20 protein-coding genes are annotated in these 22,939 nt (G+C 56.0%); 9 read left to right on the forward strand and 11 right to left on the reverse strand.

The genetic code is table 11. The features are described 5' to 3' along the window. Positions 1 to 11: 11 nt before the first annotated feature. From CU041_RS12525 to CU041_RS12550, 6 genes are all read right to left on the reverse strand, one after another. Positions 12 to 1,391: a type 2 periplasmic-binding domain-containing protein gene (locus CU041_RS12525; protein ID WP_101247193.1), complete on the reverse strand. Its 1,380-nt coding sequence runs from the start codon at positions 1,389 to 1,391 to the stop codon at positions 12 to 14. 122 nt (positions 1,392 to 1,513) lie between these two features. Beyond that, entirely contained in the window at positions 1,514 to 2,101 is a 588-nt protein-coding gene (locus CU041_RS12530) for a DUF2889 domain-containing protein (protein WP_101247194.1), read from the reverse strand. 174 nt (positions 2,102 to 2,275) lie between these two features. Beyond that, on the reverse strand, positions 2,276 to 2,725 hold the full coding sequence (locus CU041_RS12535) for a CBS domain-containing protein (RefSeq protein WP_068519766.1): 450 nt from the start codon (positions 2,723 to 2,725) through the stop codon (positions 2,276 to 2,278). A gap of 231 nt (positions 2,726 to 2,956) precedes the next feature. Continuing rightward, positions 2,957 to 4,231: an HlyC/CorC family transporter gene (locus CU041_RS12540; protein WP_068519767.1), complete on the reverse strand. Its 1,275-nt coding sequence runs from the start codon at positions 4,229 to 4,231 to the stop codon at positions 2,957 to 2,959. Positions 4,232 to 4,394: 163 nt separating this feature from the next. Beyond that, positions 4,395 to 5,510, reverse strand: coding sequence for a 3-dehydroquinate synthase (gene aroB / locus CU041_RS12545; RefSeq protein WP_101247195.1), 1,116 nt, complete (start codon positions 5,508 to 5,510; stop codon positions 4,395 to 4,397). A 2-nt stretch (positions 5,511 to 5,512) separates the two neighbouring features. Further along, the gene (locus CU041_RS12550) at positions 5,513 to 6,124 is read right to left on the reverse strand and encodes a shikimate kinase (protein ID WP_068519769.1); all 612 of its coding nucleotides are present in this window, start codon (positions 6,122 to 6,124) and stop codon (positions 5,513 to 5,515) included. Between the two features lie 431 nt (positions 6,125 to 6,555). On the opposite strand from CU041_RS12550, the gene CU041_RS20640 reads away from it, so the two are divergent. From CU041_RS20640 to CU041_RS12570, 5 genes are all read left to right on the forward strand, one after another. Then, positions 6,556 to 6,693 carry a hypothetical protein gene (locus tag CU041_RS20640; RefSeq protein ID WP_170310220.1) on the forward strand — a complete coding sequence of 46 codons (138 nt, stop codon included), beginning with the start codon at positions 6,556 to 6,558 and terminating at the stop codon, positions 6,691 to 6,693. A gap of 1 nt (position 6,694) precedes the next feature. Continuing rightward, positions 6,695 to 8,752: an antifreeze glycopeptide gene (locus CU041_RS12555; RefSeq protein ID WP_101247196.1), complete on the forward strand. Its 2,058-nt coding sequence runs from the start codon at positions 6,695 to 6,697 to the stop codon at positions 8,750 to 8,752. A gap of 12 nt (positions 8,753 to 8,764) precedes the next feature. After that, on the forward strand, positions 8,765 to 9,715 hold the full coding sequence (xerD, locus tag CU041_RS12560; RefSeq protein ID WP_101247197.1) for a site-specific tyrosine recombinase XerD: 951 nt from the start codon (positions 8,765 to 8,767) through the stop codon (positions 9,713 to 9,715). A 213-nt stretch (positions 9,716 to 9,928) separates the two neighbouring features. Continuing rightward, positions 9,929 to 11,767: a GGDEF domain-containing protein gene (locus tag CU041_RS12565; protein ID WP_101247198.1), complete on the forward strand. Its 1,839-nt coding sequence runs from the start codon at positions 9,929 to 9,931 to the stop codon at positions 11,765 to 11,767. Positions 11,768 to 11,906: 139 nt separating this feature from the next. After that, the gene (locus CU041_RS12570; RefSeq protein ID WP_101247199.1) at positions 11,907 to 12,260 is read left to right on the forward strand and encodes a hypothetical protein; all 354 of its coding nucleotides are present in this window, start codon (positions 11,907 to 11,909) and stop codon (positions 12,258 to 12,260) included. 21 nt (positions 12,261 to 12,281) lie between these two features. On the opposite strand, the gene CU041_RS12575 is transcribed toward CU041_RS12570, so the two are convergent. The 5 genes from CU041_RS12575 to CU041_RS12595 all read right to left on the reverse strand — a co-directional run bounded on the left by CU041_RS12575 (position 12,282) and on the right by CU041_RS12595 (position 15,972). Beyond that, positions 12,282 to 12,932: a GDSL-type esterase/lipase family protein gene (locus CU041_RS12575; RefSeq protein ID WP_101247200.1), complete on the reverse strand. Its 651-nt coding sequence runs from the start codon at positions 12,930 to 12,932 to the stop codon at positions 12,282 to 12,284. After that, entirely contained in the window at positions 12,929 to 14,248 is a 1,320-nt protein-coding gene (locus CU041_RS12580) for a CCA tRNA nucleotidyltransferase (protein ID WP_101247201.1), read from the reverse strand. The genes CU041_RS12575 and CU041_RS12580 overlap by 4 nt, the downstream gene beginning before the upstream one ends. A 73-nt stretch (positions 14,249 to 14,321) precedes the next feature. After that, positions 14,322 to 14,609, reverse strand: a complete 288-nt coding sequence (locus CU041_RS12585) for a hypothetical protein (RefSeq protein ID WP_068519776.1) — start codon at positions 14,607 to 14,609, stop codon at positions 14,322 to 14,324. 38 nt (positions 14,610 to 14,647) lie between these two features. After that, a complete protein-coding gene (locus CU041_RS12590; RefSeq protein ID WP_068519777.1) occupies positions 14,648 to 15,292 on the reverse strand; it encodes a CoA pyrophosphatase in 645 nt (214 codons plus the stop codon). Further along, the gene (locus tag CU041_RS12595; RefSeq protein WP_233433098.1) at positions 15,289 to 15,972 is read right to left on the reverse strand and encodes a DUF1285 domain-containing protein; all 684 of its coding nucleotides are present in this window, start codon (positions 15,970 to 15,972) and stop codon (positions 15,289 to 15,291) included. The genes CU041_RS12590 and CU041_RS12595 overlap by 4 nt, the downstream gene beginning before the upstream one ends. Before the next feature lie 11 nt (positions 15,973 to 15,983). On the opposite strand from CU041_RS12595, the gene CU041_RS12600 reads away from it, so the two are divergent. Genes CU041_RS12600 through CU041_RS12615 form a run of 4 tightly spaced genes read left to right on the forward strand, consistent with a single transcriptional unit; the run spans position 15,984 to position 22,761 of the window. Then, positions 15,984 to 17,024, forward strand: coding sequence for an AAA family ATPase (locus tag CU041_RS12600; RefSeq protein ID WP_068519779.1), 1,041 nt, complete (start codon positions 15,984 to 15,986; stop codon positions 17,022 to 17,024). Then, the gene (locus tag CU041_RS12605) at positions 17,025 to 17,978 is read left to right on the forward strand and encodes a DUF58 domain-containing protein (RefSeq protein WP_101247203.1); all 954 of its coding nucleotides are present in this window, start codon (positions 17,025 to 17,027) and stop codon (positions 17,976 to 17,978) included. It begins immediately after the preceding gene. Next, on the forward strand, positions 17,975 to 20,689 hold the full coding sequence (locus CU041_RS12610) for a DUF4159 domain-containing protein (protein ID WP_101247204.1): 2,715 nt from the start codon (positions 17,975 to 17,977) through the stop codon (positions 20,687 to 20,689). Before CU041_RS12605 ends, CU041_RS12610 begins: the two co-directional genes overlap by 4 nt. Beyond that, a complete protein-coding gene (locus tag CU041_RS12615; protein ID WP_101247205.1) occupies positions 20,686 to 22,761 on the forward strand; it encodes a hypothetical protein in 2,076 nt (691 codons plus the stop codon). The genes CU041_RS12610 and CU041_RS12615 overlap by 4 nt, the downstream gene beginning before the upstream one ends. The last annotated feature ends 178 nt before the right edge of the window (positions 22,762 to 22,939 follow it).

Consider the following 22,939-nt stretch of genomic DNA (forward strand, 5'->3'; position numbering starts at 1 on the left):
GGTAAATGGGATCAGCTTTCGGGACGCAAGGCCGCCGAAACATCCAATCCAACGGTCAGCACTGCCAGTGTCTGACCGTTTTCCGGATCCAGAACAGGCACGGTGATCTGTGACAGGAAGGTACGGGTCGATGCATCAAAGCGAATATCATCAATCAGAGCATGTTCGCGATTGATGCTTTGCGCCATTTGATATTGCGGTTCATCGGACTGATCATAGTCCGACGTCAACCGGTTCATGCCGATCGTCTGGCCATAGATATCAAAAACAAAGGCCTCGGCGACCTGTTCCCCGCTTGCCAACTGAAAGGCGCGCAGGAATTCCGACAAACTGTTGCCCAATATTTCGCGCGCCCTGTTACTTGGCTGACCAAGCCTTCCCATGGTTGACCATTCCTCGTCAATCAGACGGCGCTGATCAGCGGGTAAACGCCCTGGCCCAAGCGCCCCGCGCACATTGCGGATTAGATCGGGGGATTTTGCCAATTGTCGAACCATCGGCAACTGAACCCGTTCAATCGCATCGCGTTCCCAGGGTTCAAGATGCATCGGACTGGTTTCGCAAAATTCCAGCACCGTATTCAGACGGTTCACAAGGTCGGGGAATTCCGCCACATACCGTTTCGAGAAATAGACAACCAGTGGCGCATAGCGTTCAAACTGAACCTGAAACTGTTCTGCACCGATGCCAAGTTCATTGCGCGCAATTTCAAAACTGTGCTTGTCGACAAGCACGTAATCAACCCGTCCGGCCGCGACCTGTCCGACCAGGGATGCAATCGATGGCACACGGACAAGGTCGCCATATCCCTGCTCGGCCAGCCATTCGGCTTCGTTTGATCCAAGAATGGCACCAATTGTTTCAAACCCGCCGGGTTTGGGCACTTTGGCACTGACCGGTTCGGCCGTGCGGCGCGATGGCGATACCCACACCCACTTTTCCAATGCCAGCGGGTTTGACGCCACCGCATATTCATCCATGAATTCACTGATACGCGCCAAAAAGAAGCCATCGGCCTGCCCGTTTCGCACCATTTCCCGATTGCGCTGGCGCGGTGCGACAGCCAGACCATAACCGACACCGATATGATCAAAGGCGCAATCAAGCACCGAAACGGAATAACCGCCAAGCGTGCCGTTACGAAGTTCCTGATACGGGGGATGAAGGTTGGTTTGCAGGATCAGGAAATTGTCCTGACTGTCATTGTCAGGTTGGGCGACCTCGACCGGGCGTGACACGATATCGTTGGCCAAAACCGCCGGGGCAACAACACAAAGTGCTGCCATCGCGACCAGACCAGCGCGCAGCGCGTGGCGGGCCGCATCGCGCAGCAGACCGTTTCTTCCCTTATTGTTGTTTTTGGTTATTCCAGCACGCCGTAGGATTGTCATGAGTAACCCGCAAAAACACGTGACGGACCGATTTTGTTGATATTGGGCCCATCAACGTAACTTGCAAGATCGGACCATTTCCCGGGACGAGGTCGATGCTTATTGCCACCAGTTCCCCGTAGTTATTTGTCGCCCGTATAGAATTCCGGGGCAATGCGTTTGACCGCGGCACCGTCACTGCGCCACCCATGACAGGTATTGATCAACGGCATCCGGCGGGCCGGTTTTGATGCGCCGTCAGCTGACGGGTCGTCCTGTTTTTTGGCTTCAAGTGATTCCCGGGCCAGGATCGGGAACACGGTCTGAAAGGCGGTGGTTGCCACCGGCCCCATCAATTCATTGAGATGGGTACAGCCATGCACGCCACCAACCCGATCGCGGACCTGTTTGCGCAACCCCGGACCAAGTTTCAAACCGACCAGATTTTCGTAATTCGGGGTGATTGCGTCGCAGCCATGGAACGGCGCGTAATCGGTGACGGCTTCGACAGCACGGATCACCAGATCATCACCAATTGTCACGCGGATCCACATGCCATGTACCGGTTCGCCGGGCGGAATTTCGCCGCGATCATCATTGGTAAAGGCATAGGTTTTGATATCGGTAATGTGACCTTCGATATCCCACAGGCCATCCTTGCGGCGAAACCCCTGACAGGTGACGGTGCGGGTATGAATATGGTCTCGATCTGCGGGGCGGGACAATGGCATGGGAACTCTCTCCTTTACGTAAACGTAAAGACATTCCCCTATGCGCTGTCAAGCAACAAAGCGTGTCGCAGTGCGACATCCGCGCGGTTTCGGGGCAATGCGCACCCCGAAATCCGCCATGCCGGATCGGCGAATTAAGGCGCGATCCGATGCAACTGTGATGGGAAACAATCGTCAGGCGACGCCGTAATCGGACCCGAAAATGAACTTTTCGCGTTCACGAACATCTTCTTCGAGCTGGGCCTTCACCACGTTAAACAGATCGCGGATCGACACCATGCCAATGACCTTGTCCCCGTCAACAACGGGCAAGTGACGATATCGCCGCGCACTCATCAGATCGAGTGCGTTCATCGCCGTATCGTTGGGGCCAAGTGTATCGGGATCGGCTGTCATGACCTTGGAAAGTGGCACATTGGCCGCATCAAGCCCCTTGCCTACCACACGGTTCACCAGATCACGTTCTGTGAAAATTCCGGCAAGCTTGGCCTGATTATCAACAATGATCACGGCCCCGATCTTGCGTTCGGTCATAAGGTTCACGGCATCCATCACGGAATCGGCGGGATTGAGTGTCGCGAGCGATTGCTCCTTGACCACACCTGGAACGATTTTCGTATCCATTCATCTCTCTCTGCAGATTGCTGTTGCCACATGCCCAAACCCGATCGGATCATCTGGTTCTGCATTGCAAGTCATTGCAATGCAACGGGGCCCTCATTTGCAAGTGGCCCTGCAATCCTTTGGGTCAAGACCTTGAACCAAGATTTTAACCCATAAGTGGAGAAACTTAAAACATTTTGCGCGATAAAGGATCAAACGGCATCACCGGTTGGCGATGCCGTTTTGGCGGTTTTATTCCTGATCCTCGGCGGCCAGATCGGTGACTTCGTTCATGCGAACGCGGGTGATCTGGTTACGGATACGGCGCAGAACTTCGAATTCGAACCCGTGGAACCGGAACTGCTGACCGACATCGGGAATGCGCCGGGTTTCATACAGCAAAAGACCGGCAACCGTTGCGGCTTCTTCGTCTGGCAAACGCCAGCCAAACCGTCGGTTCAGGTCGCGAATCGTCACATCACCACGCACAATCACCGATCCGTCTGCCTGCGGCAGGACACCGACAACCTCGACATCGGTTTCATCGGCAATGTCACCGACGATTTCTTCAAGAATATCTTCAAGCGACACAACCCCTTCGAACGCACCGTATTCGTCAACGACGATGGCAAAATGTTCGTGCCGCTCCTTGAAGGCTTTGAGCTGGTCGGCAAGAGTTGTTGAATCCGGAATGAACCATGGTTCGGCACTTAATGCGCGCACATCTGATGCATTGGCGGGCTTTGCACCGCGAACAATCGCCTTAAGAACCTCGCGGGCATGAAGAACACCGACGATATTGTCGGGGTCTTCTTCATAGATCGGAATACGGGTGTGCGGACTTGCCAGAACCGTATCCAGAATTTCTTCCATCGGGCGGGTGATATCGATCATCTGCACCTTGCGACGATGGACCATGATTTCCCAGACACCGACATCTTCCAGATCAAGCACGCCATGCAACATGGTGCGTTCGGCATGGTGGTTTCCGACCACGACGTCATCGGCATGCAGTTCGATCGCGCCACGCAATTCGCGTTCGCTGTCCAGTCCCGGACCTTCGCCACTGCCAAACAGGCGCAAGGTTGCCTGCACGATCACCTGGATGCTTTGGGTGACCGGGGCAAAGATCACGACAAGAATGCTCATCGGGCGCGCAACCCGCAATGCCATGGTATCGGCATGTTGCAGGGCATAGGTCTTTGGCAGGATTTCCGAAAAGATCAGAACAAGGGCGGTCATCACGGCGGTCGCATAAACAACGCCGTTTTCCCCGAACAGTTCGATCATCACCGACGTCGCCAAGGCCGAGGCCAGGATATTGACCATATTGTTGCCCAGCAGGATCGCCCCGATCAGACGTTCCTGATACTGGCGCAGTCTGTTAACGATCCCTGCACGCTGATCACCATCCTGTTCCTTGTGATGCATCACAGGACGTGACGCAGCCGTCAGCGCGGTTTCCGAGCCAGAAAAGAATGCCGATAACATCAGCAGGAAAAAAATCACGATAATCGTGATTGTCATTCAGGGTCGTCTCCAAAGGGTGATCTCAGCCGGACTACTTTGTCCTGTGTTCACCTATAAGGTCAATTGTCGTTAAACAAGTTAACGACATCACAAATTGCAAAAAAGCAATCCCGACGTCCTTTCGCCCGAAAAAGACGACAAGCCGTCGGGATCGTTATTGTTAGCGGCGGCAGGAACGGGTAATCGCGGCACGCATTTTCTCGACATCCATTGCCTTGGATGTGAATGCCTTGCCGATACCGCGGGTCATGACAAAGGTGATTTCACCATCGCGGACCTTTTTGTCGCGCGACATGTGACCGATCACCTTGTCGATATCCCAATGCATGCCGGTAACTTCGGACGCCGCAACCGGAAGCCCGACCGATTTCAGATGGGAAACGATCCGGTCTTTTTCACCGGCCGGGGCCAAGCCCATAGCACCGCACACGTCATGGGCAATCACCATACCCATGGCAACGGCTTCGCCATGCAGAAGCTTTTCGCCATAGCCGGTTTCGGCTTCGAAGGCATGACCGAATGTGTGGCCAAGGTTCAAAAGCGCGCGCTTGCCGCCTTCGCGTTCGTCTTCGGAAACGATCCGAGCTTTTGCCGCGCAGCTTTTGATCACGGCCTGTCGGCGTTCGGGGCCGTCCGTCGACAGAACCGCCTGACCGTTTTCTTCAAGCCAGGCGAAAAATTCCGGATCATCAATCAAACCGTATTTGACCACCTCGGCATAGCCCGAACGAAGTTCGCGTTCCGGAAGGCTGTCAAGCACCGCCGTATCAGCCAGAACCAGACGCGGCTGATGAAACGCCCCAACAAGGTTCTTGCCCGATTTCGAATTGATCCCGGTTTTGCCGCCAACCGAACTGTCGACCTGCGACAGAAGGGTCGTCGGGATCTGGACGAAATCAAGCCCGCGCAGCAGTGACGCGGCAACATAACCGGCAAGATCACCGACAACACCGCCACCAAGGGCGATAATCAGGGTCGATCGTTCAATCCCCATTGCCAGGATCTGTTCGACGACGTCTTCGAACACGGCAAAGCTTTTGGATTTTTCACCCGACGGCACGATGACTTCGCGATGCGCAATCCCTGCCCCGTCAAGCGATGTCAGAACCGTTGCCAGATGATGTTTGGCCACCACCGCATCACTGATCACGACAACACCGGCCTTTTTGACGAACGGTGCGATATATTTGGCGGTATCGGCCAAAAGGTTGCTGCCAACAAGGATGTCATAGCTGCGCGCGCCAAGTTCGACGCGAAGGGTGTCGTGATTGCTCACTCTCAGGTTCCTGTCTTGATAAGTTGACCGTCATCGTCAAAGGATTTCGCCAACAGTTCGAGAACGGCGTCCCGGGTGGCTTCCTTTGAAGATTCATCACAGTCAAAAACAATGTCTGCCCCGGCATAGACCGGATAACGCGTTTCGATCAGGTTCGCCAGAATCTCGCGCGGGTCGCCGCTATTGAGCAACGGACGGTGGGTCCGGCCACTTGTTCGATGCAGCAGCAATTCAAGATCGGCACGCAGCCAGACAGATATGGATTTTTCAAGAATAAGGTCGCGGGTGCGTTCGCGAATAAACGCGCCGCCACCGGTTGCCAACACAATCGGTTCGCCATCAAGCAAACGGGCTATTACACGTTCCTCACCATCGCGAAATGCCTCTTCGCCATACAGCTTGAAGATATCGGCAATCGAGCAGCCGGCGGCTTCTTCGATTTCGCGGTCGGCATCGACAAAATCCAGTTTCAGTTCCTTGGCAACCATCCGGCCGATGCAGCTTTTTCCAGCCCCCATAAGCCCGATGAAAACCAGTGTCCGGCCCTTAAGGCCGTTACGGATTTTGGCGATCACGTCTTCGTGCAAACCCGACTCGGCAATGTTGCTGTCCATGTTCGGTTTGCAGTCCTGTAGTTCAATCGGTTGATATACAAATTACCCAATTCTTTAGGGCAGCTGAACCCCGAACGCAAGCAAACCGCACATGATCGACGACAAAAAACATCCGTCGATTTTGCATTCTTCGTCACATCGAAGATGTTGACCGCGCATTTTGGCTAATGATGTTGCGGGGCGTTTATTAACCCTCTGTGAGGAACAGCGCCCTATACTGCCTTGAAGTTGCCGGATTGAAATGCGATCCACGCGGTTTGATAACGCCACGGCGCGAAGAAAACCGGTGGGAAAATATCTTTGATGCAGGCTGGTCAGGCGGTCATGAGAACAAATGATCGGCCCTTACTTTCCGTTTCTTGCATCTTTGATTTTCGTGGCCATACTGGTAGCTGCGTCATTTGCTTAAACGCTTCGAAGTCTGGATTAAAATGAGAATCTTATCGCGCATCATCCTGTTGCTGGTCATCGCTGTGATTGTTGGCGGTGCGACGTTCCTTGTTACCTGGGACATTCCGGCACCGACCACCCAAATCGAAGAAACCATCCCGAATTCGAGGTTCAATTAAGATGACGTTGCGTTCCCGCCTGCTGATACAGACCTGTTTACTGGCCATGATGACGGGAACGGGTGTTATCGCCTCTTCTGCGCATGCCCAGACATCGGCCCCTGTGCCGCTGTTTCTCAAACAGGAAGCAGAACGGGACGCAGAACAACGATCTTCTGATCCGGTATCCTCCCCGGACAGTGGCACGGTATCCCAGGGCGGTTTTGGTGCCCCGGCAACCGGGACGCAACCATCGCCCTTCCCGTCCGATCCGAACGCGGTTCAATCACTGTCACTTGGTGCTGTTGATGCCGAGGCGGTCGGGACCCTTGACCGTTCGCGCGGCGGACTGGGCATTGACATGTGGAACGGGGCGACCCGCAAATCCGCGGCCAAGCTGATTTCCGACCTGCCTGCCACACCGGCAACCCATGCCGCACGCGACCTTCAGGTCCGTCTGTTGCTGTCTGCGGCGGCCCTGCCACAAGATTCCAGGGATATCAGCCTGCTTGATGCCCGCGTTGCCAAGCTGATCAATATGGGCGCACTTGACGAGGCGATTGAACTTGTTCGCGCCACGCCACAAGGGGCGCGCGGGGAATTGCTTGCCGAGACCGAGGTCAATGCTCTGATGATCGGGGCACGCCTTGATGAAGCCTGCGCTGCGATTGAAAGTTATAGCGCAAGCTATGACCAGATGTTCTGGCTCAAGGCGGCGGCGATGTGCGCATTTTATGCCAATGATCCGACCGCTGCTGCGTTCTCGGTCGATCTTGTTCGAGAAATGGACGGGGAAAAGGACGCGACTTTCTTTGGGCTGGTTGCGGCCATTCGAAGCGGCACAGCGGTCAAACCCGACCTTCTTGAAGAATTGCGCCCGATTGATCTGGCCCTTCTGGCAATTGCCAAACAGGCTATCCCGACCAGCCAGCTTGAATCAGGTAATCCGACGGCCATCATCGGCATTGCCAATGCCGATGCCACCCCGACCGATGTTCGCCTTGAAGCCGCGCGCAAGGCCGAAAGCCTCGGTTTGATTGATGCAGCCAAACTTGGCGAAATCTATGGTTCGGTCAGTTTCGATGCCGGTGCGCTTGAAAATGCCCTTGATGATGCCGCCGAAGGCATCCAGGCGCGGCAATATGCCAAACTCTATCAGGCTGCGGCCCAAAGTGACGTGCCTGCGGCACGCGCCGAAATTCTTGCCGCCCTGTATGACACCGCCCAGATCGAAGGCGATTTCATGCAGGCCGCCCGACTGAGCGCACCATTGCTGGCTGACATTCCGGTCAATGGTGATTTTTCATGGTTTGCGGTCGCCGCACTTAAGGCATCCTTGGCGGCAAACAGCCTGGAACGCGCTGCCAACTGGCTTTCAGTGGCAAAAAATGGTGCCAATCCGGGCAATGACATCGCATCGCGGCTTAGCATGCTTTATCCGGTTCTGGCCATTTCCGGCCTTGAAGAAACCGGGGCCATCCCCGCATCGGAACAAGTTTCCCAAGCGGAAAACAACGCGCCATTCGGCCTTGACGCCACCGGGTCCAACCCGCAGATGACCACCCAAAGCTTTGGTCTGGGCGGGGCGGTTGCACCGGTAAGCTCGATGGCATCGGCAACCGTGATGCCCAATTCGACGTCCCCCGAAGACATTCAGAAGGCAACCGATCGGGCTGCTGCCCTTGCCCGTCATCGGGCGCGAATGGTCGAATGGCAGGAAATGCAGGCCGCGCGCGGTGATCAGGCTGCGGCAAAACGCTATGCCGAACTGGTTTACACCCTGTTTGAAGGGTTCGGGATCGAAGTTCCCGCCGGGCTTTGGGACAGTCTTCTGAGCGCGCCCTATGCCGAGGACCGCCTGACGATCAGCAGTGCGGTTGCCCATAATCTGGCGGCCTCAGCAAGCGCACAGCACAAGGCAAAAACCGTCGCCATGGCCATTCAGGCACAGCAAATTGCCAATGCCCCGAATGCCGATCCCAAGGTTTTGGCAGATACGGTTGCCGCCCTTGAAATGGTTGGACTGCATAGTGATGCCCAGCATCTGGCGACTGAACTGTTGCTGTCATTTGATCAGTAATGGAAACCGGCCATGGCCAAGGCACCGACAAGTTCGCTGATATCGGCCTTTCTTGAAATGATGGCAGCAGAGCGTGGCGCCAGTGCGCACACGCTTGATGCCTATCGCCGTGATCTTGAAGATTACGCAGCATCACTGTCGGCGGGAAAATCCGATCCAGTGCGTGCAGGTGATGCGGATGTGCGGCGTTATATGTCCCAACTCGGCGCGGCCGGGCTTGCCCCGCGGACACAGGCACGGCGTCTTTCGGCCGTCCGCCAGTTTCACAAATTCCTGTATTCGGACGGGTATCGCAATGACGACCCGTCATCAAATATCGAAAGCCCGCAACAGGGACAGACATTGCCCAAATTCCTGTCGATTGACGAAATCGACCGCCTGATTGCCACCGCATCTGATCATCCGGGCATCAAAGGCAAGCGCCTTCTGGCGATGGTGGAACTGATGTATGCGACAGGCATGCGTGTTTCCGAACTGGTCGAACTGCCCTTCGCCGCTGCGGCCCGCGATCCACGGATGCTGATTGTCCGGGGCAAGGGCAGCAAGGAACGGCTGGTACCGCTGTCTGATCCGGCGCGTGATGCGCTGCGCGATTATCTTGATGTCCGCGATGCCTTCATTCCATCAGACAAATCAACGGGCCATGCCGACCGGCCCGGGCAATCCTCATACTTATTTCCGTCGCGCGGTAAAACCGGGCATCTCACCCGTCAGATGTTTCTGAAAATGATCAAGGATCTGGCGATTGAAGCCGGAATTGCGCCGTCACGTGTATCGCCGCATGTACTGCGCCATTCCTTTGCCAGCCATCTTCTGGCCAACGGGGCCGATTTGCGGTCCCTGCAAAAGATGCTGGGCCATTCCGATATTTCGACAACACAGATTTACACCCATGTTCTCGAGTCCCGACTTCGCGGGCTGGTGCAGGAACATCATCCGCTTGCGCGCGTCAATGCGACCTGATCCGGGGTCGGGATCACCTGATTTGTCTAATACCTTTGCATAGGCAAAAGTCGATTATTTGACAAAAAAACGGACGTTTTCTGCGGATGTCACATATTCGTAATCTAACTGTCATCAAGTTGTTGTCGAACCTGAGCTACGAGCATGATCAAATATTAATGTGACTCCTTCAATCCGGGAATTCAGGCCATTTTTGAAGATCGGGGAACTGCATTGGCGTTTGATGCAGAAGATGAATTGATATCGGATCGACCCAAGACCAAACCGGTCATGCTGCGCAACTGGCAGCAGGTCGTTGAAAAAGTCGACTTTGCGTTCCAGCCCATTGTCAGCCCGCATACGGGTCATGTTTTCGGATATGAGGCATTGTTGCGCCGCTGGGAGGATGCCGGCTTTCCATCCATTCAGGCCCTGTTTGATACCGCGTGGGATACCGGAAACCTGCACAGTGTCGACATGTTGCTGCGGGCCAAGGCCATTCAGAAATTCGCGCGCATGCCTGACGCAAAACGTCTGAAGCTGTTTTACAATTTCGACAATCGCGTCGTAAAAACCGAAGATTACCAGCCCGGCCAGACGGCTGCACTTCTGGCCGATGCCGGTCTTGAACGCGATACGATCTTTCTTGAGATTTCCGAACGCCACGAAATCAGCAATGCCGCCTATCTCAAGGATATTCTGGTGCGCTATCGCAGTCAGGGCTTCAAGATCGCCATTGACGATTACGGCAGCGGCTTTGCCCAATTGCGCGCGCTCTATGAATGCGAACCGGACATCATCAAGATCGACCGGTTCTTTATTGACGGCATTGATCGCGACCGGCGCAAGGAACTGTTTGTTACCCAGATCACGGCCTTTGCCCACATGATCGCAGCCCAGGTCGTTGCCGAAGGCGTTGAAACCCGCGAAGAATTCCTGTGCTGCCGGCGGCTTGGCTGTGATCTGGTGCAGGGCTTCTTTATCGCCCGTCCGTCGACCGATCTTCCCGAACGCACCGATCTGGTTCAGGTCGCAGCCGACATCGCGGCCGATACCCGCCGCCAGTCTGATCGCGACGATGATGTTGTGCGATCTTATCTTCTTGATACGCCAGCCATCCCCAGTGACATCAACCCGGTCGATATCCTGACCTATTTTCAGCAGAACCCCGACATCACCCTGGTTCCGGTGGTCAATCAGGATGGCGAACCGATGGGGGTTGTGCGCGATTCCGAATTCAAGGCTTTCATCTATACGCCGTTCGGGCGCGAGTTGCTGCAAAACCCGGCCAATCGCGCCAATATCAAACGGTTTCTGCGCCGCTGTCCGGTTGCCGACATTCGCACCAGCCTGTCAGAACTTCTGGAAACCTTTGTTGCGACCAATGCGCTTGATGGTGTGATCCTGACGGAAAATGGCCGCTATCTCGGTGTGCTGGATCAAAGTGCGCTGTTGCGCGCGGTCAATGAACGCAACACCCTGAATGCGCGCGATGAAAACCCGCTTACCCGTTTGCCCGGCAACAGCGCGATTTACCGCTATGCCGCCCATGCCCTGTCACAGCCGCGCAAACGGCGATTTGCCGTCTATTTCGATTTTGACAATTTCAAACCGTTCAATGACCGCTATGGATTCCGCCAAGGGGACCGCGCGATCCTTTTGTTCAAGGATATCCTGGGCAAGGTGCTTAGTCAGAATGACTGGTTTGTCGGCCATATTGGCGGCGATGATTTCTTTGCCTATGTCCAGTCGATCGATTTCGAAGTCGCGGTCGAAGCCGTCCAGCGCGCCCAGGCCATGTTCGATGCCCAGATCAAAAGTTTCTATGACCAGGAAACCCGGGATCGCGGATATCTGATCGGCAAGGGGCGCGACAATAATGTCACCCGGTTCGATCTTATGAGTGTCAGTGCCGCCCTTGTGCGCATTCCCCCGGAACGCACCGACATTACCCTTGATCACATTTCGGTCGAGGCCGCCAAGCTTAAGGCGATTGCAAAAAACAGCGAAAACCGCTTTGCCAGCGGCATTTATGACGCCCCCTGCGCCCCCATTCCGGTCAGCGGGAAATAAGCCGCAATCCCCAACCAGCCACGTTCCCGGTTGGCATTACAATCCAACTACAAATTAACGCTTCAATTTATCGGATTGATGGGTAATATTCCGATCAAAGAAGACAACATCAACGATACTGAACGAGCATTCCGCATCAATGGTCAGCGTTTCCTCATCCTCTGATCTGCAAACGGCAATTCCGGTCCGTCCGACCAGTCCGATTGCACAACGCCAGCAGTCCGAACAGGAACTTCAGCAACAGAATCAGGCTGTTGAACGCACAAGCCGTGCGGCTTTGACATCGGATCAGGAAATTGACCGTGCCGTTCAGGCCTATGAACGCGACCGCAACGAGCAGCAACGGTTCGTCAAGGAAGGCGCACAGGACACCGTCCTTGAAAACTATATCGACCAGTTCGATCCGTCGGGTTACGGCAAAAGCGGTTCGGCAAATTCCGCCAGTGCCAACAACGCGGCCGGACGTGGTCAATATATCAATATTCTTGCCTGACCGGGCTTGACCCATCGGGCCCTATTCGATCAGTCCGACGGCCCGTTTCAAGCCATCCCAATCCCAGATCATTTCAGCAAGACGGTCATAACCGGCCTTGTCCGGGTGATAGCCATCCCCGCGACGCAGGGCACGCTGCCAGGTTTCGTCTTCAAGTGTTCGTTGGAACAGATCAAGATAGGGCACATCAAACCCGCGTGCGGTTTCCAGATAAATCTGGTTCAGACCTTCAAGCCGTTCATTGATTTCCTGGCTTGATCTGCTGCCATTGATCACGGCCTGCGGACCGATCCACAAAGTCGGGGCAAGCTCGGCTGCAGCACCGATGATTTCGGCAGCATTCCCCGCAGATTTCGCCGGTGAAACCCGCATCGTGGTTTCTTCGCCGCGATCTTCGGCATGGTTGGCATCATTGACGCCAAAACTGAACATCAGAACTGTCGGGAATTCGGGCACCATGCGAAGCTCGGCCTCGAACTTCCAGCGCGCCTTCAGACCATCGGTGGTTTCCGCACGAATGCCAAGATTATAGATCGTGACTTCGCGTTTGGCTTCGTCAAGCAACCGACGGCCAAGACGCATCGGCCAGCCGCCCTTTTCCCCGTCGCGCACACCATTGACCAGACTGTCTCCAAAACAGCAAATGCGATGTCCGATTGCGCCTGTGCTCATTGCGTCTCCTGTTCGCCAGCTTTCGAAAGACTGGCAAGATATGCCATCAAGTCGTCCGGGCCGGGTGCAAAACCATGATCAAGCCAGTAATTTTCGGCCTGTTTCAAAAGTTCGCCGATCCGTGGTCCCGCCGGGGCGAGCCCGGCGGCAAGAATGTCGCGCCCTTGTATCGGCAATTTGACCGGCTGCCAATTTGTTGCCGCATCAATCAGGCTTTTCCATTCTTCGTTTTCCTGACGCGAACAACGTGGCGGCACAGATGCGCGCGTACTCCAAGCCAGCAACACCGCATCCCGAAATGCATCCGCCCCGATGCGATAAAGATCGCGGCGAATGTCATCAACCGACATGTTCGGATCAATCAGCGGCGCATGGGAAACCATCGCGGCAAACCGTTCCGTTTGTTCATTGGACAGACGCAATGCGCGGGCAAGCTGTTCGGCGGCTTCAAGATTGTCATCCGCACCATTGTCACCCGTGACAAACAGGGACGCCAAGCGGCGCAACGGATCAGGACGAATGGCCGGTACAGCAAGTGCCGTACTATCAAGCCATTGCATGATCCGCAAACAGTCGGTGCGGGCAAGTTGCGGCAAGATCGTCGGCAAGATGCCAAAACCGATCATGTCGCCGACCGTTCCGGCCGGGCTTTTGGCTCGCAAAAGTTTGAACAATTCTTCGCGGATGCGTTCCGCCGAAATATCAAGCAGCCCCTGCGCGCCCTTGCGACAGGCTTCTGCCCCGACCGGATCGATCGGGGGCCGCCCGAACCATGCCTGGAACCGGAAAAAGCGCAAAATACGCAGATAATCCTCGGCGATGCGGTTCTCGGCAACGCCGATAAAGCGTACCCGCCCTTCGCGCAGATCGGTTTCCCCGTCAAACGGGTCATAAACCGTGCCGTCCGGGTCACAGTAGATGGCGTTAAAGGTGAAATCGCGCCGCTTGGCATCGGCAAACCAGCTGTCGGTAAAGGCGACCTCGGCGTGGCGGCCATTGGTTTCGACATCGACCCGCAAAGTGGTGATTTCATAGGAACCGGCATCGGTGATCGCGGTGATTGTCCCATGTTTGAGCCCGGTCGGAACAACCCGGATGCCAACCTTTTCAAGGGCGATCACGGTTTCTTCGGGTTTGAGGTCACAGGCAATATCAACGTCATGCAAATCACGTTTGAGCAACGCATCACGGACAATTCCGCCGACATAGCGCGCCTGACCGCCATGCTGGGCGATGGCGTCAAAAACGCGGGCAGTATCATCGGCAACCATGATCCCGTATGGCTGCAATCTTCCGGTTGGTTCAAGTGCCGTCATCGCACGTTTGGGCTTTCACCGTTTACGGAGTGTAATCTGAAACAGGAGCAGACGGTTGTCCGTCAGACAGGTGTTATTTTTTCGGCTCGAAATAGCCGGGTTCGACAACACCGTCGCGTAATACCGGGGCATGATAAATGGAATCGGGTGGCGCACCAGTCCCCAATGCGGTGAAAATCAAAATCGCCGCCGTCAAGGCGACCCCCGCCCCGAACAGCAAAAGCCACGGGCCCTTGTTCCAGGGCGGAATGATATCGTGGCCTTCACGGATGGCCTTTGCGCGCGCCCATTTCAGCCACAGCCCGTAAATCACAAAGGGCAGGATCAATGGCAGGCCGATCTGGATGATTTGTCGCAACATGTTATTTCGTCCCGAACACTTGGCGTTGGTCGCTTGGCTTATAATTGCACGCTTGGTGCGTTGGCACGGATCACTTCACTGAAATTCACCAGCATCCCGGCGGTCGCCCCCCAGATGTAATATTCCCGATACGGGATTGCAAAATACCGTCGGCGCGTGCCTTCAAACGTGACGGTCTGCAATTTCTGATTTCTGGGATTGAGGATGAATTCAAGGGGTACTTCGAACACTTCGGCCACTTCGTGATCATCCGGTGTCAGATCAAAAGGCGGCGTCACCAGTCCGATCACCGGGGTCACCTGATAGCCGGTCACCGTATAATAGTCGTCAATACGACCGATCAGATCGATATGGCGGCGTGCCAGACCAATTTCTTCTTCGGTTTCGCGAAGGGCCGTTTCTTCAAGAGTTGCGTCTTCCTGTTCCTGACGACCGCCGGGAAAACTGATCTGGCCTGCATGATCACTAAGATGGTCGGTGCGTCTGGTCAGGATTACTTGCAAACCGGCATCGCGTTTGACCAGCGGCACCAAAACAGCAGCCGGGCGCGACACCAGTTCGCCTTCGGCAAAGGCACGCGCACGCGATTTCGAGCCGGGATAATCCACGGCATGATCACCGCGCCGTTGCAGAATGTCGGTCTGTGGGGCCCTGAGGGCAGCTATGATATCATCCGGGTTCATTCAACCGTCTCCATCCGGCCAATTTCGAAGAACTGACCATGACTGTAAACACCGATACGTACCATATTACTGTCGGGATCTTTAATTTCATCAGCCAGTTCAACCAGTTGATAAAATACCGCGCGGTTCAGGCGCGCTTCAAGTCCGCGTTCCAGTCCGATATAGGGCGACGGTTCCCCGGTTTCAGGGTCATGTTCAACGCGTAACGGATGATCCGCATCCAGATCGACCCATTGGTCGATATTGGTGCGAAAACGGATGACCTGATCGGTGCCGTTGCCGTCATTTTGCAACTCGACCACGATAAAGGCGACATCTTCGACATCGATCCGGGCCATTTCGGCCGGGGTGACCAGCCAATGGCCGCCTTCATCGTCACGTTGCAACACAGATGAAAAAAGTTTCACCAGTTCAATTCGACCAATCGGACCACCTTGATAGAACCAGGTTCCATCCCGACCTATAGACATAGGAATATCGCCGCAGATTTGCGGATGTCGGCCGTTACCGGGTTTACCCCCGCGCAGGCGCGACCACAATTTTTCGGCGAGATCGATGGTTTGTTGGTTATCAGTCATGCTGTACAGTTGATCCCGAGCCAGACGTGTTCCCGTAAGGTTTATGTGATCCCATCTGCGTTCTTCGATCTGCTGACATCCACGCTGCAACAAAGGAAGCAAAGTTTCGCATCATGACAAACGCGCCACGTTTCCCCGAAGAAATGGGTTTTTCCCAAGATAGCAGTCTGGAACGCGACGCCGCTCGCCTGGACGAATGCGTCGCGCGGCTGGCCGAAGCCCGCAAAATGGTTTCATCCATTATATTTGGGCAGAATGACGCCGTAGAGCAAACACTTATCGGCATTTTATCAGGTGGCCATGTCCTGATGGTCGGTGCGCCGGGGCTTGGCAAATCATTGCTGGCCCACACATTGGGCAAAGTTCTGGGGCTTCTCGACAAACGTGTTCAGTTCACCCCGGATTTGATGCCGGCCGATATTCTGGGTTCCGAAGTCCTTGAAGAAGGGGCAGACGGCAAACGTGCCTTCCGCTTTATCAAGGGACCGGTATTTTGCCAGTTGCTTCTGGCCGATGAAATCAACCGTGCCAGCCCGCGCACCCAGTCCGCCCTGTTGCAGGCGATGCAGGAGCGCGAAGTATCGGTTGCCGGATACAGTCACAAGCTTCCCGAACCGTTCCACGTAGTCGCAACCCAGAACCCGCTTGAACAGGAAGGCACATATCCGCTGCCCGAAGCACAACTTGACCGCTTCCTGCTTGAAGTGCGGCTGGGATATCCGAATGCGGATGAAGAACGCAAAATCGTGACCGAGACCACCGGACGCTATCCCACCCGCCCGCGGCAGGTTCTTCAGGCCGACGATCTGGTCGAGGCACAGGACTTTGTCCGCCGCCTGCCGATGCCCGACCGGGTACTTGATACCATCATCGCGCTGTGTCGCGAATGCCGCCCCGAAAGCACATCAATTGCCGATATTCGCGACAATGTCGCCTGGGGTCCGGGCACCCGTGCGGCACAGGCGCTTTCGCTGGCATGTCGGGCACGTGCGATGCTGTTTGGCCGGTTTGCACCGTCACTCGAAGATATCGAAGAACTGGCCGTCCCGGTCCTGCGTCATCGATTTGGCCTGACCTATGGGGCCCGTGCCGAAGGCTTCACCGCCAAGGGCCTGATTACCGATGCGCTTGCCCACTTGCAGGAGAAACCATAATTGGCCGTCACTGCCGTGCATGATCATGTTGCAGCCGCACGTGCACTTGCCGCTCGGCTGCCCCAGCTGATTGATGAGTCGCGTCGCACGGCCATCAGTTTGCGCAGCGGCCTGCACGGCAATCGAAAAGTCGGGCCGGGCAGTGATTTCTGGCAATTCCGGCCCTATGTCCCCGGTGATCCGACCAACCAGATCGACTGGCGGCGATCCGCACGCAGCGATCATACCTTTATCCGCCAGACCGAATGGCAGGCCAGCCACAATTACTGGATCTGGCCGGTTTTATCGCCATCCATGTACTGGTCATCAAGTGACAAGATCCCCAGCAAAGCCGAACGTACCCTGATCATTTCGATCGCCCTGGCAGATCTTCTGATTCGCAATGGCGAAACCGTTGGCACATTTGATGGTGAACGCACCCGCATCACATCGGCCGAACATCTTGAAAAACTTGCCCATGCGATGCTGGCAACCCCGCACAGTATTGCCGAACAGGGCGGAAGCATTCATGCCGGGCGCAAACATTCGATCCTGTTGCTTGGTGATTTTCTGGAATTTTCCGATCAAGGGGAAAAAACCGGCAATGTGATCCGCCGTCTGGGCCAATACCAGAATGACGGTGCCTTGGTCCAAATTCTTGATCCGGCCGAAATATCCCCGCCATTTCGCGGGCGGATCAATCTGTTTGATACCGACGATCAGATGATCTATCGCAGCGAACGTTTCGAAGACATCGCCGATGGATTCAGACAACGGGCGCAAAAATGGCGGGCGTCGGTGCGCGATGCGGCACGCCACAATGACTGGCTTTATGACCGGCATGTCACATCGGAAAGTGCCAGCCCGACATTGCTTGCGCTGTATCAACATCTTAGCGAACGGCAAAATCAAAGCGGGTCAAACGGCCGGGGACGCCCGACCCTGCATCGCCATAACCAGCAGGAGACGTCATGAGCCTTGCGGCCATCACATTCCTGCATCCGGCGATGCTGGCGGGCCTTATGGTTTTGCCGATTGTCTGGCTTTTGATCCGGTCGGCCCCGCGCGCACCCAAAAATGTGATCTTCCCGGCCGCACGTCTGTTGCGCGGCCTTAAAAGCCAGCGCCGCGACATTCAGCGCGCACCTATCTGGCAAACCATTTTACGCTGTATCATTCTGACCTTGCTGATTGTTGCAGCCGCCCGCCCGGTCATGAACCGCAATGACTTTGCCGCCAATGACGGGGCCATTCTGATCATTGCCGATAACGGCTGGGAAAGTGCCGCGAACTGGACGCAATACCGCACCGCCCTGCAACAGATTGCCAATCAGGCCCGGTTTGATTTGCAGACCGTCTATCTGGCGCAAACCGCCCCCGAGGCCGCCGGGGCATCCACCTGGAAATTGCCAGAAATTGTCGGTCCGATATCGTCGCAGGGAACGGAAAACCTGATTGACCGGCTGCATCCGCGCCCTTGGAATTCCGATTATGCCGCCCTGTCGGACCTGATTTCCGAAAATCCTGAAATGACCAATGCCATCGGCAGTATTTTGTGGCTGACTGATAATATGAACAGCCCGGGCAAAGCCGACATTGCCAGGGAACTTCTTGATGTTGCGCCAATCACCGTCATTTCACCGCCGCGCACTGACCGGATCGCCATTCGGGCCCTGACCCGGTCACGCACCGGAATGGTTGCAACCATCGCCCATGATCGCAGCGATACCCCGCGTGTGGTCAATCTTCTGGCGCGCGGGGATCGGGGAACGGTTCTTTTGCGCCACAGTGCGGAACTTGCCGCGAATAGCGATCAAAGCGACATTGCGATCTTTTTGCCAAGCGACATCGCCAACGCCATTCAGGCGGTCGGCATCGAAGGCATTGAAAGTGCCGCGACCATGTATCAGACCGGGGCACGATGGCAACAACGGCGGGTTGGTGTGATTGTCAGTTCGGGCGACAGTCCCGGCGTATTGTCCGATCAGTATTTCTTCCTTGATCGAGCCTTGTCGCCCTATGCCGATGTTACATATGCCCCGCTTGGCCAGTTGCTTGAACAGAAGGTCGACATTCTGGTGGCAACCGGGCCGATTTCGGGTCTTGGCAGCCAGTTTGAAACCCTTGAACGCTGGGTCAATGACGGGGGGATGCTGGTGCGCTTTGCCGGTGACAGTTCCACTGAAATCGGCAATGAATTCCTTCCGGTGACCTTGCGGCTGGGCAACCGTGATTTTGGCGGGTCGATGTCGTGGGAAAAACCCAAACGGCTGCTTGATTTCCCCGATAACAGCCCGTTTTACGGCATCACCATTCCAAGCGACATCACGGTCAACCGTCAGCTTCTTGCCGAACCGGACCCCGATATCCTTGGCAAAACATGGGCCCGCCTGACAGATGGAACCCCGTTGATCACCAGTGCGGCACGCAATTCGGGCCGGGTGGTTCTGTTTCATGTAACGCCATGGGCGGACTGGTCGAACCTTCCGATGTCGGGGCTGTTTGTTGAACTTTGGCAAAAGATCCTGCCACTTGCCAGTCCAAGCAACCGGAACGATGCGGAACTGAGCACAAGCCTTCCGCCCCAATCGGTTCTGGACGGGTTCGGGCAAACCCATCAGCCTGATGCGCTGGTTTTGCCGGTGCGTTCGCCACTGCCAGTGCCAAATCCCCGTCATCCACCGGGCATCTATGGGGAAAACGGACAGGCCGTTGCGCTTAACCTTGGTCCGTCATTGACCAATATCGCCGATACCGTGGTTTGGCCATCCGGGGTCACCACGCGCAAGATCACAAGTCAGGATCAGGTCGACCTTGCGGCATTGTGCCTGTTGGGGGCACTTTTGCTGTTGCTGGTTGATGCGTTGATCCTGCTTGCCCTTCATCATCTAAGCTTGCGCCGGAACAGCAAACGCAATGCATTTACCACCATCTTGCTGGTCGTCGGGATTTCCGGTGTTGCAACCGCCATGCTTCTGGCAACAAACGGGACCGGTCATGCGGCATCGGTTCAGGAAGCCGCCCTGCAACCGCGGCTTGCCTATCTCAAGACCGGAGTTGCGCCGGTCGATCGGCTTAGCCATGCCGGGATGACCGGCCTTACGGAATATTTGCGCCGGCGCAGTGCCGCGGACCTTAACACGGTGGACGGGGTTGATCCGGAAACCGACGAGCTCAGTTTCTATCCGCTGATCTATTGGCCGCTTGTTGACGGACAGGCGGCGTTTTCCGAACGCGCGCGCGAACGGTTGAACCGCTATCTGAATAATGGTGGTATGATCCTGATCGATAGCCGCGACCGCGAAGTTCAGCCCGCCCGTCTGCGGCGCTTGCTGGCCGGGTTGGAAGTTCCGCTTCTTGATCGGGCGCCGGGCGACCATATCCTGTTTCGCAGTTTCTATTTGCTTGATCATGCCTATGGCCGGTTTTCGGCCCCGTTATGGCTTGATGCGCGGCCCAATCAGCGCCTGGACGGGGTGGCATCCGTATTGTTTGGCGGCAATGACTGGGCATCGGCCTGGATGATCCCGGAAGGCCGCGATGAAATCCGCACCGAAGACATCGCCCCGCGCCAGCGCGAACTGGCCGTGCGTTTTGGCATCAATCTTGTGATGTATGCGCTGACGGGCAGTTACAAGGGCGATCAGGTCCACCTGCCCGCCATCCTTGAAAGGCTTGGCCGATGAAACAGGGATGGCAGAATTTCCAGATTGCACCGTTGCTTGACGTCACCCTGCTGCAAGGTCTTGCATTGCTGTGCCTTGCGGCAATCATTCTGTTTACCCTGTTGCGGTTGCGCGGCACGGTTTGGCGGGCGGTTGTGATGGTTCTGGTTTTGCTGGCATTGCTTGCACCGCAATTTACCGACCGCGAAAGCGAAAAGCTTAGCGACATTATCCTGGTTCTGGTCGACAGAACCGCCAGTCAGCGCATCGCAAACCGGGCGGCACAAACCGATGCCGCCATCGCCGAAATCAGGGACCGCTTCGCAGATGACCCGTCGGTCGAACTGCGCATCGAAGAAATCAGCGGTGAAACCGACACCCGGATGTTTGCCGTGCTCGACCGGCTTTTGGGCGGGATTCCGCGTGAACGTCTTGGCGGGGTGATGATGATCACCGACGGTCAGGTCCATGATATCCCGACCCGTCTTGACCTTGGCGCGCCGTTGCATGTTCTGATCAGCGGGGCGCGCGATGAACGCGACCGGCGTCTGGTCATTCGCCAAAGTGCCGATTACGGCATTGTCGGCAAACAGGCCGAATTCATGATCGAGGCCATTGACCATGACCTTCCGCCGGGAACGGCAATTCCGGTTCGGATGCTTCTGGAAGACGGCACCGAAGACGAAATTCTTCTTCCGGCCAATGAACAAAGCCGGGTCAGCATTCCGGTACCGCATGCCGGTTCGGTTCTGGCGGAATTGCGCATGGAAGATGCCCCCGAAGAAACCGACAAAAGCAACAATCGCCTGATCCTGGAAACCACCGGCGTGCGTGACCGGTTGCGGGTGTTGTTGCTCTCAGGCGAACCCCATCCGGGGGAACGTGCATGGCGCAATCTGTTGCGGGCTGATCCCGGTGTTGATCTTGTGCATTTCACCATATTGCGCCCTCCTGAAAAGGGCGATGACACCCCGATCAATGAACTTGCCCTGATCCCGTTCCCGATCCGCGATTTGTTTGAGGTCCGTCTGCGGCAATTTGATCTGATCATTTTTGACCGTTATCAGATGCGTGGTGTTTTACCGCCCCACTATCTTGAAAAGGTGGTGGATTATGTCCGTTGGGGCGGGGCGGCACTGGTTGTTGCCGGCCCCGAATATATCGGCCCGGATGGCCTTTCAAGCACAGCACTCGACAAGCTGATGCCTGCCGAGGCGACCGGACGGATCGTTGAACAACCCTTTGTCCCGCGCGTCAATGCGGCCGGCCGGTTGCATCCGGTAACTGCCGCGATTGCCGGATCGCCAACCACGCCCCCCAAATGGGGCCGCTGGTATCGTCAGATCGAAACCCGGGTGTCGGACCCCGATGCCATGACCCTTTTGACCGGGGCCGATGAAATGCCGCTTTTGACCTTGCAACGGGTCGAAGAAGGCCGGGTCGCGATGCTAAGTACCGATCAGATGTGGTTGTGGCAGCGCGGGCATGACGGGGGCGGACCGGTGGCCGAACTTTTGCGCCGCCTGTCCCACTGGCTGATGAAGGAACCCGCCCTTGATGAAAACACCGTCACCACAACGCGCAGCCCGGATGGCGAAAGCCTTATTCTGAACTGGCGTAAAATCGGTGCGGCTCCGGAAATGGCCAATGTCATCAATCCGGAAACCGGTGAACAGATCAATGCCCGGTTCGAACAGCTTCCCGATCAGTCATGGCAGGCAACGGTTCCAATTGCCGAACGCGGTCTGATCCGGGTGGGGGTGCGTGACCGCAATGACCGGCGCCAAACCGCCTTGCATGTTGACCGCGATGTTCTGACACCAGAAACCCAGAACACCAATTCAACACCGGAACTTCTGGCCGATCTTGTCGCGGCGAATGACGGCTTTATCGGCCGGATAGAAGACGGCCTTCCGGATTTCCGCCAGGTGCCCGATGACCGCGTCTGGCATGGCAGCAACTGGGCCGGATTTGTTGAAACCGACAGCTACAAAACCGTCATTGGCGGCATCACCAATCTGTTGCCGCTGCCTGTGATCGCGCTTCTGATCGGGGGAATTTGTCTGTTGGGATGGCGGGCTGAAAGCAACTAGGCCGCCGGTCGCCATATCTGATCACACGATCACCTATCGCAATGTGACCAGTCAATCTGTGCCTTCCGGCCCCGGTCACGGACCGTACTGATTGCAATGCTCTGCCCCCGACGCACAGATGATTGCCAGTTTGCACGCCTTCTGATCCGTTGCTTGCCCGTGTTAACAGGCCTGCTTC

The organism is Thalassospira povalilytica (assembly GCF_002844235.1).
GTDB lineage: Bacteria > Pseudomonadota > Alphaproteobacteria > Rhodospirillales > Thalassospiraceae > Thalassospira > Thalassospira povalilytica.

What these genes read in the sequence shown, in the direction of transcription:
- CU041_RS12525 (WP_101247193.1), bottom strand. Translation starts at nt 1,391, where the DNA reads ATGACAATCCTACGGCGTGCTGGAATAACCAAAAACAACAATAAGGGA.
- CU041_RS12530 (WP_101247194.1), bottom strand. Translation starts at nt 2,101, where the DNA reads ATGCCATTGTCCCGCCCCGCAGATCGAGACCATATTCATACCCGCACC.
- CU041_RS12535 (WP_068519766.1), bottom strand. Translation starts at nt 2,725, where the DNA reads ATGGATACGAAAATCGTTCCAGGTGTGGTCAAGGAGCAATCGCTCGCG.
- CU041_RS12540 (WP_068519767.1), bottom strand. Translation starts at nt 4,231, where the DNA reads ATGACAATCACGATTATCGTGATTTTTTTCCTGCTGATGTTATCGGCA.
- CU041_RS12550 (WP_068519769.1), bottom strand. Translation starts at nt 6,124, where the DNA reads ATGGACAGCAACATTGCCGAGTCGGGTTTGCACGAAGACGTGATCGCC.
- CU041_RS20640 (WP_170310220.1), top strand. Translation starts at nt 6,556, where the DNA reads ATGAGAATCTTATCGCGCATCATCCTGTTGCTGGTCATCGCTGTGATT.
- CU041_RS12555 (WP_101247196.1), top strand. Translation starts at nt 6,695, where the DNA reads ATGACGTTGCGTTCCCGCCTGCTGATACAGACCTGTTTACTGGCCATG.
- xerD (WP_101247197.1), top strand. Translation starts at nt 8,765, where the DNA reads ATGGCCAAGGCACCGACAAGTTCGCTGATATCGGCCTTTCTTGAAATG.
- CU041_RS12570 (WP_101247199.1), top strand. Translation starts at nt 11,907, where the DNA reads ATGGTCAGCGTTTCCTCATCCTCTGATCTGCAAACGGCAATTCCGGTC.
- CU041_RS12575 (WP_101247200.1), bottom strand. Translation starts at nt 12,932, where the DNA reads ATGAGCACAGGCGCAATCGGACATCGCATTTGCTGTTTTGGAGACAGT.
- CU041_RS12580 (WP_101247201.1), bottom strand. Translation starts at nt 14,248, where the DNA reads ATGACGGCACTTGAACCAACCGGAAGATTGCAGCCATACGGGATCATG.
- CU041_RS12585 (WP_068519776.1), bottom strand. Translation starts at nt 14,609, where the DNA reads ATGTTGCGACAAATCATCCAGATCGGCCTGCCATTGATCCTGCCCTTT.
- CU041_RS12590 (WP_068519777.1), bottom strand. Translation starts at nt 15,292, where the DNA reads ATGAACCCGGATGATATCATAGCTGCCCTCAGGGCCCCACAGACCGAC.
- CU041_RS12600 (WP_068519779.1), top strand. Translation starts at nt 15,984, where the DNA reads ATGACAAACGCGCCACGTTTCCCCGAAGAAATGGGTTTTTCCCAAGAT.
- CU041_RS12610 (WP_101247204.1), top strand. Translation starts at nt 17,975, where the DNA reads ATGAGCCTTGCGGCCATCACATTCCTGCATCCGGCGATGCTGGCGGGC.
- CU041_RS12615 (WP_101247205.1), top strand. Translation starts at nt 20,686, where the DNA reads ATGAAACAGGGATGGCAGAATTTCCAGATTGCACCGTTGCTTGACGTC.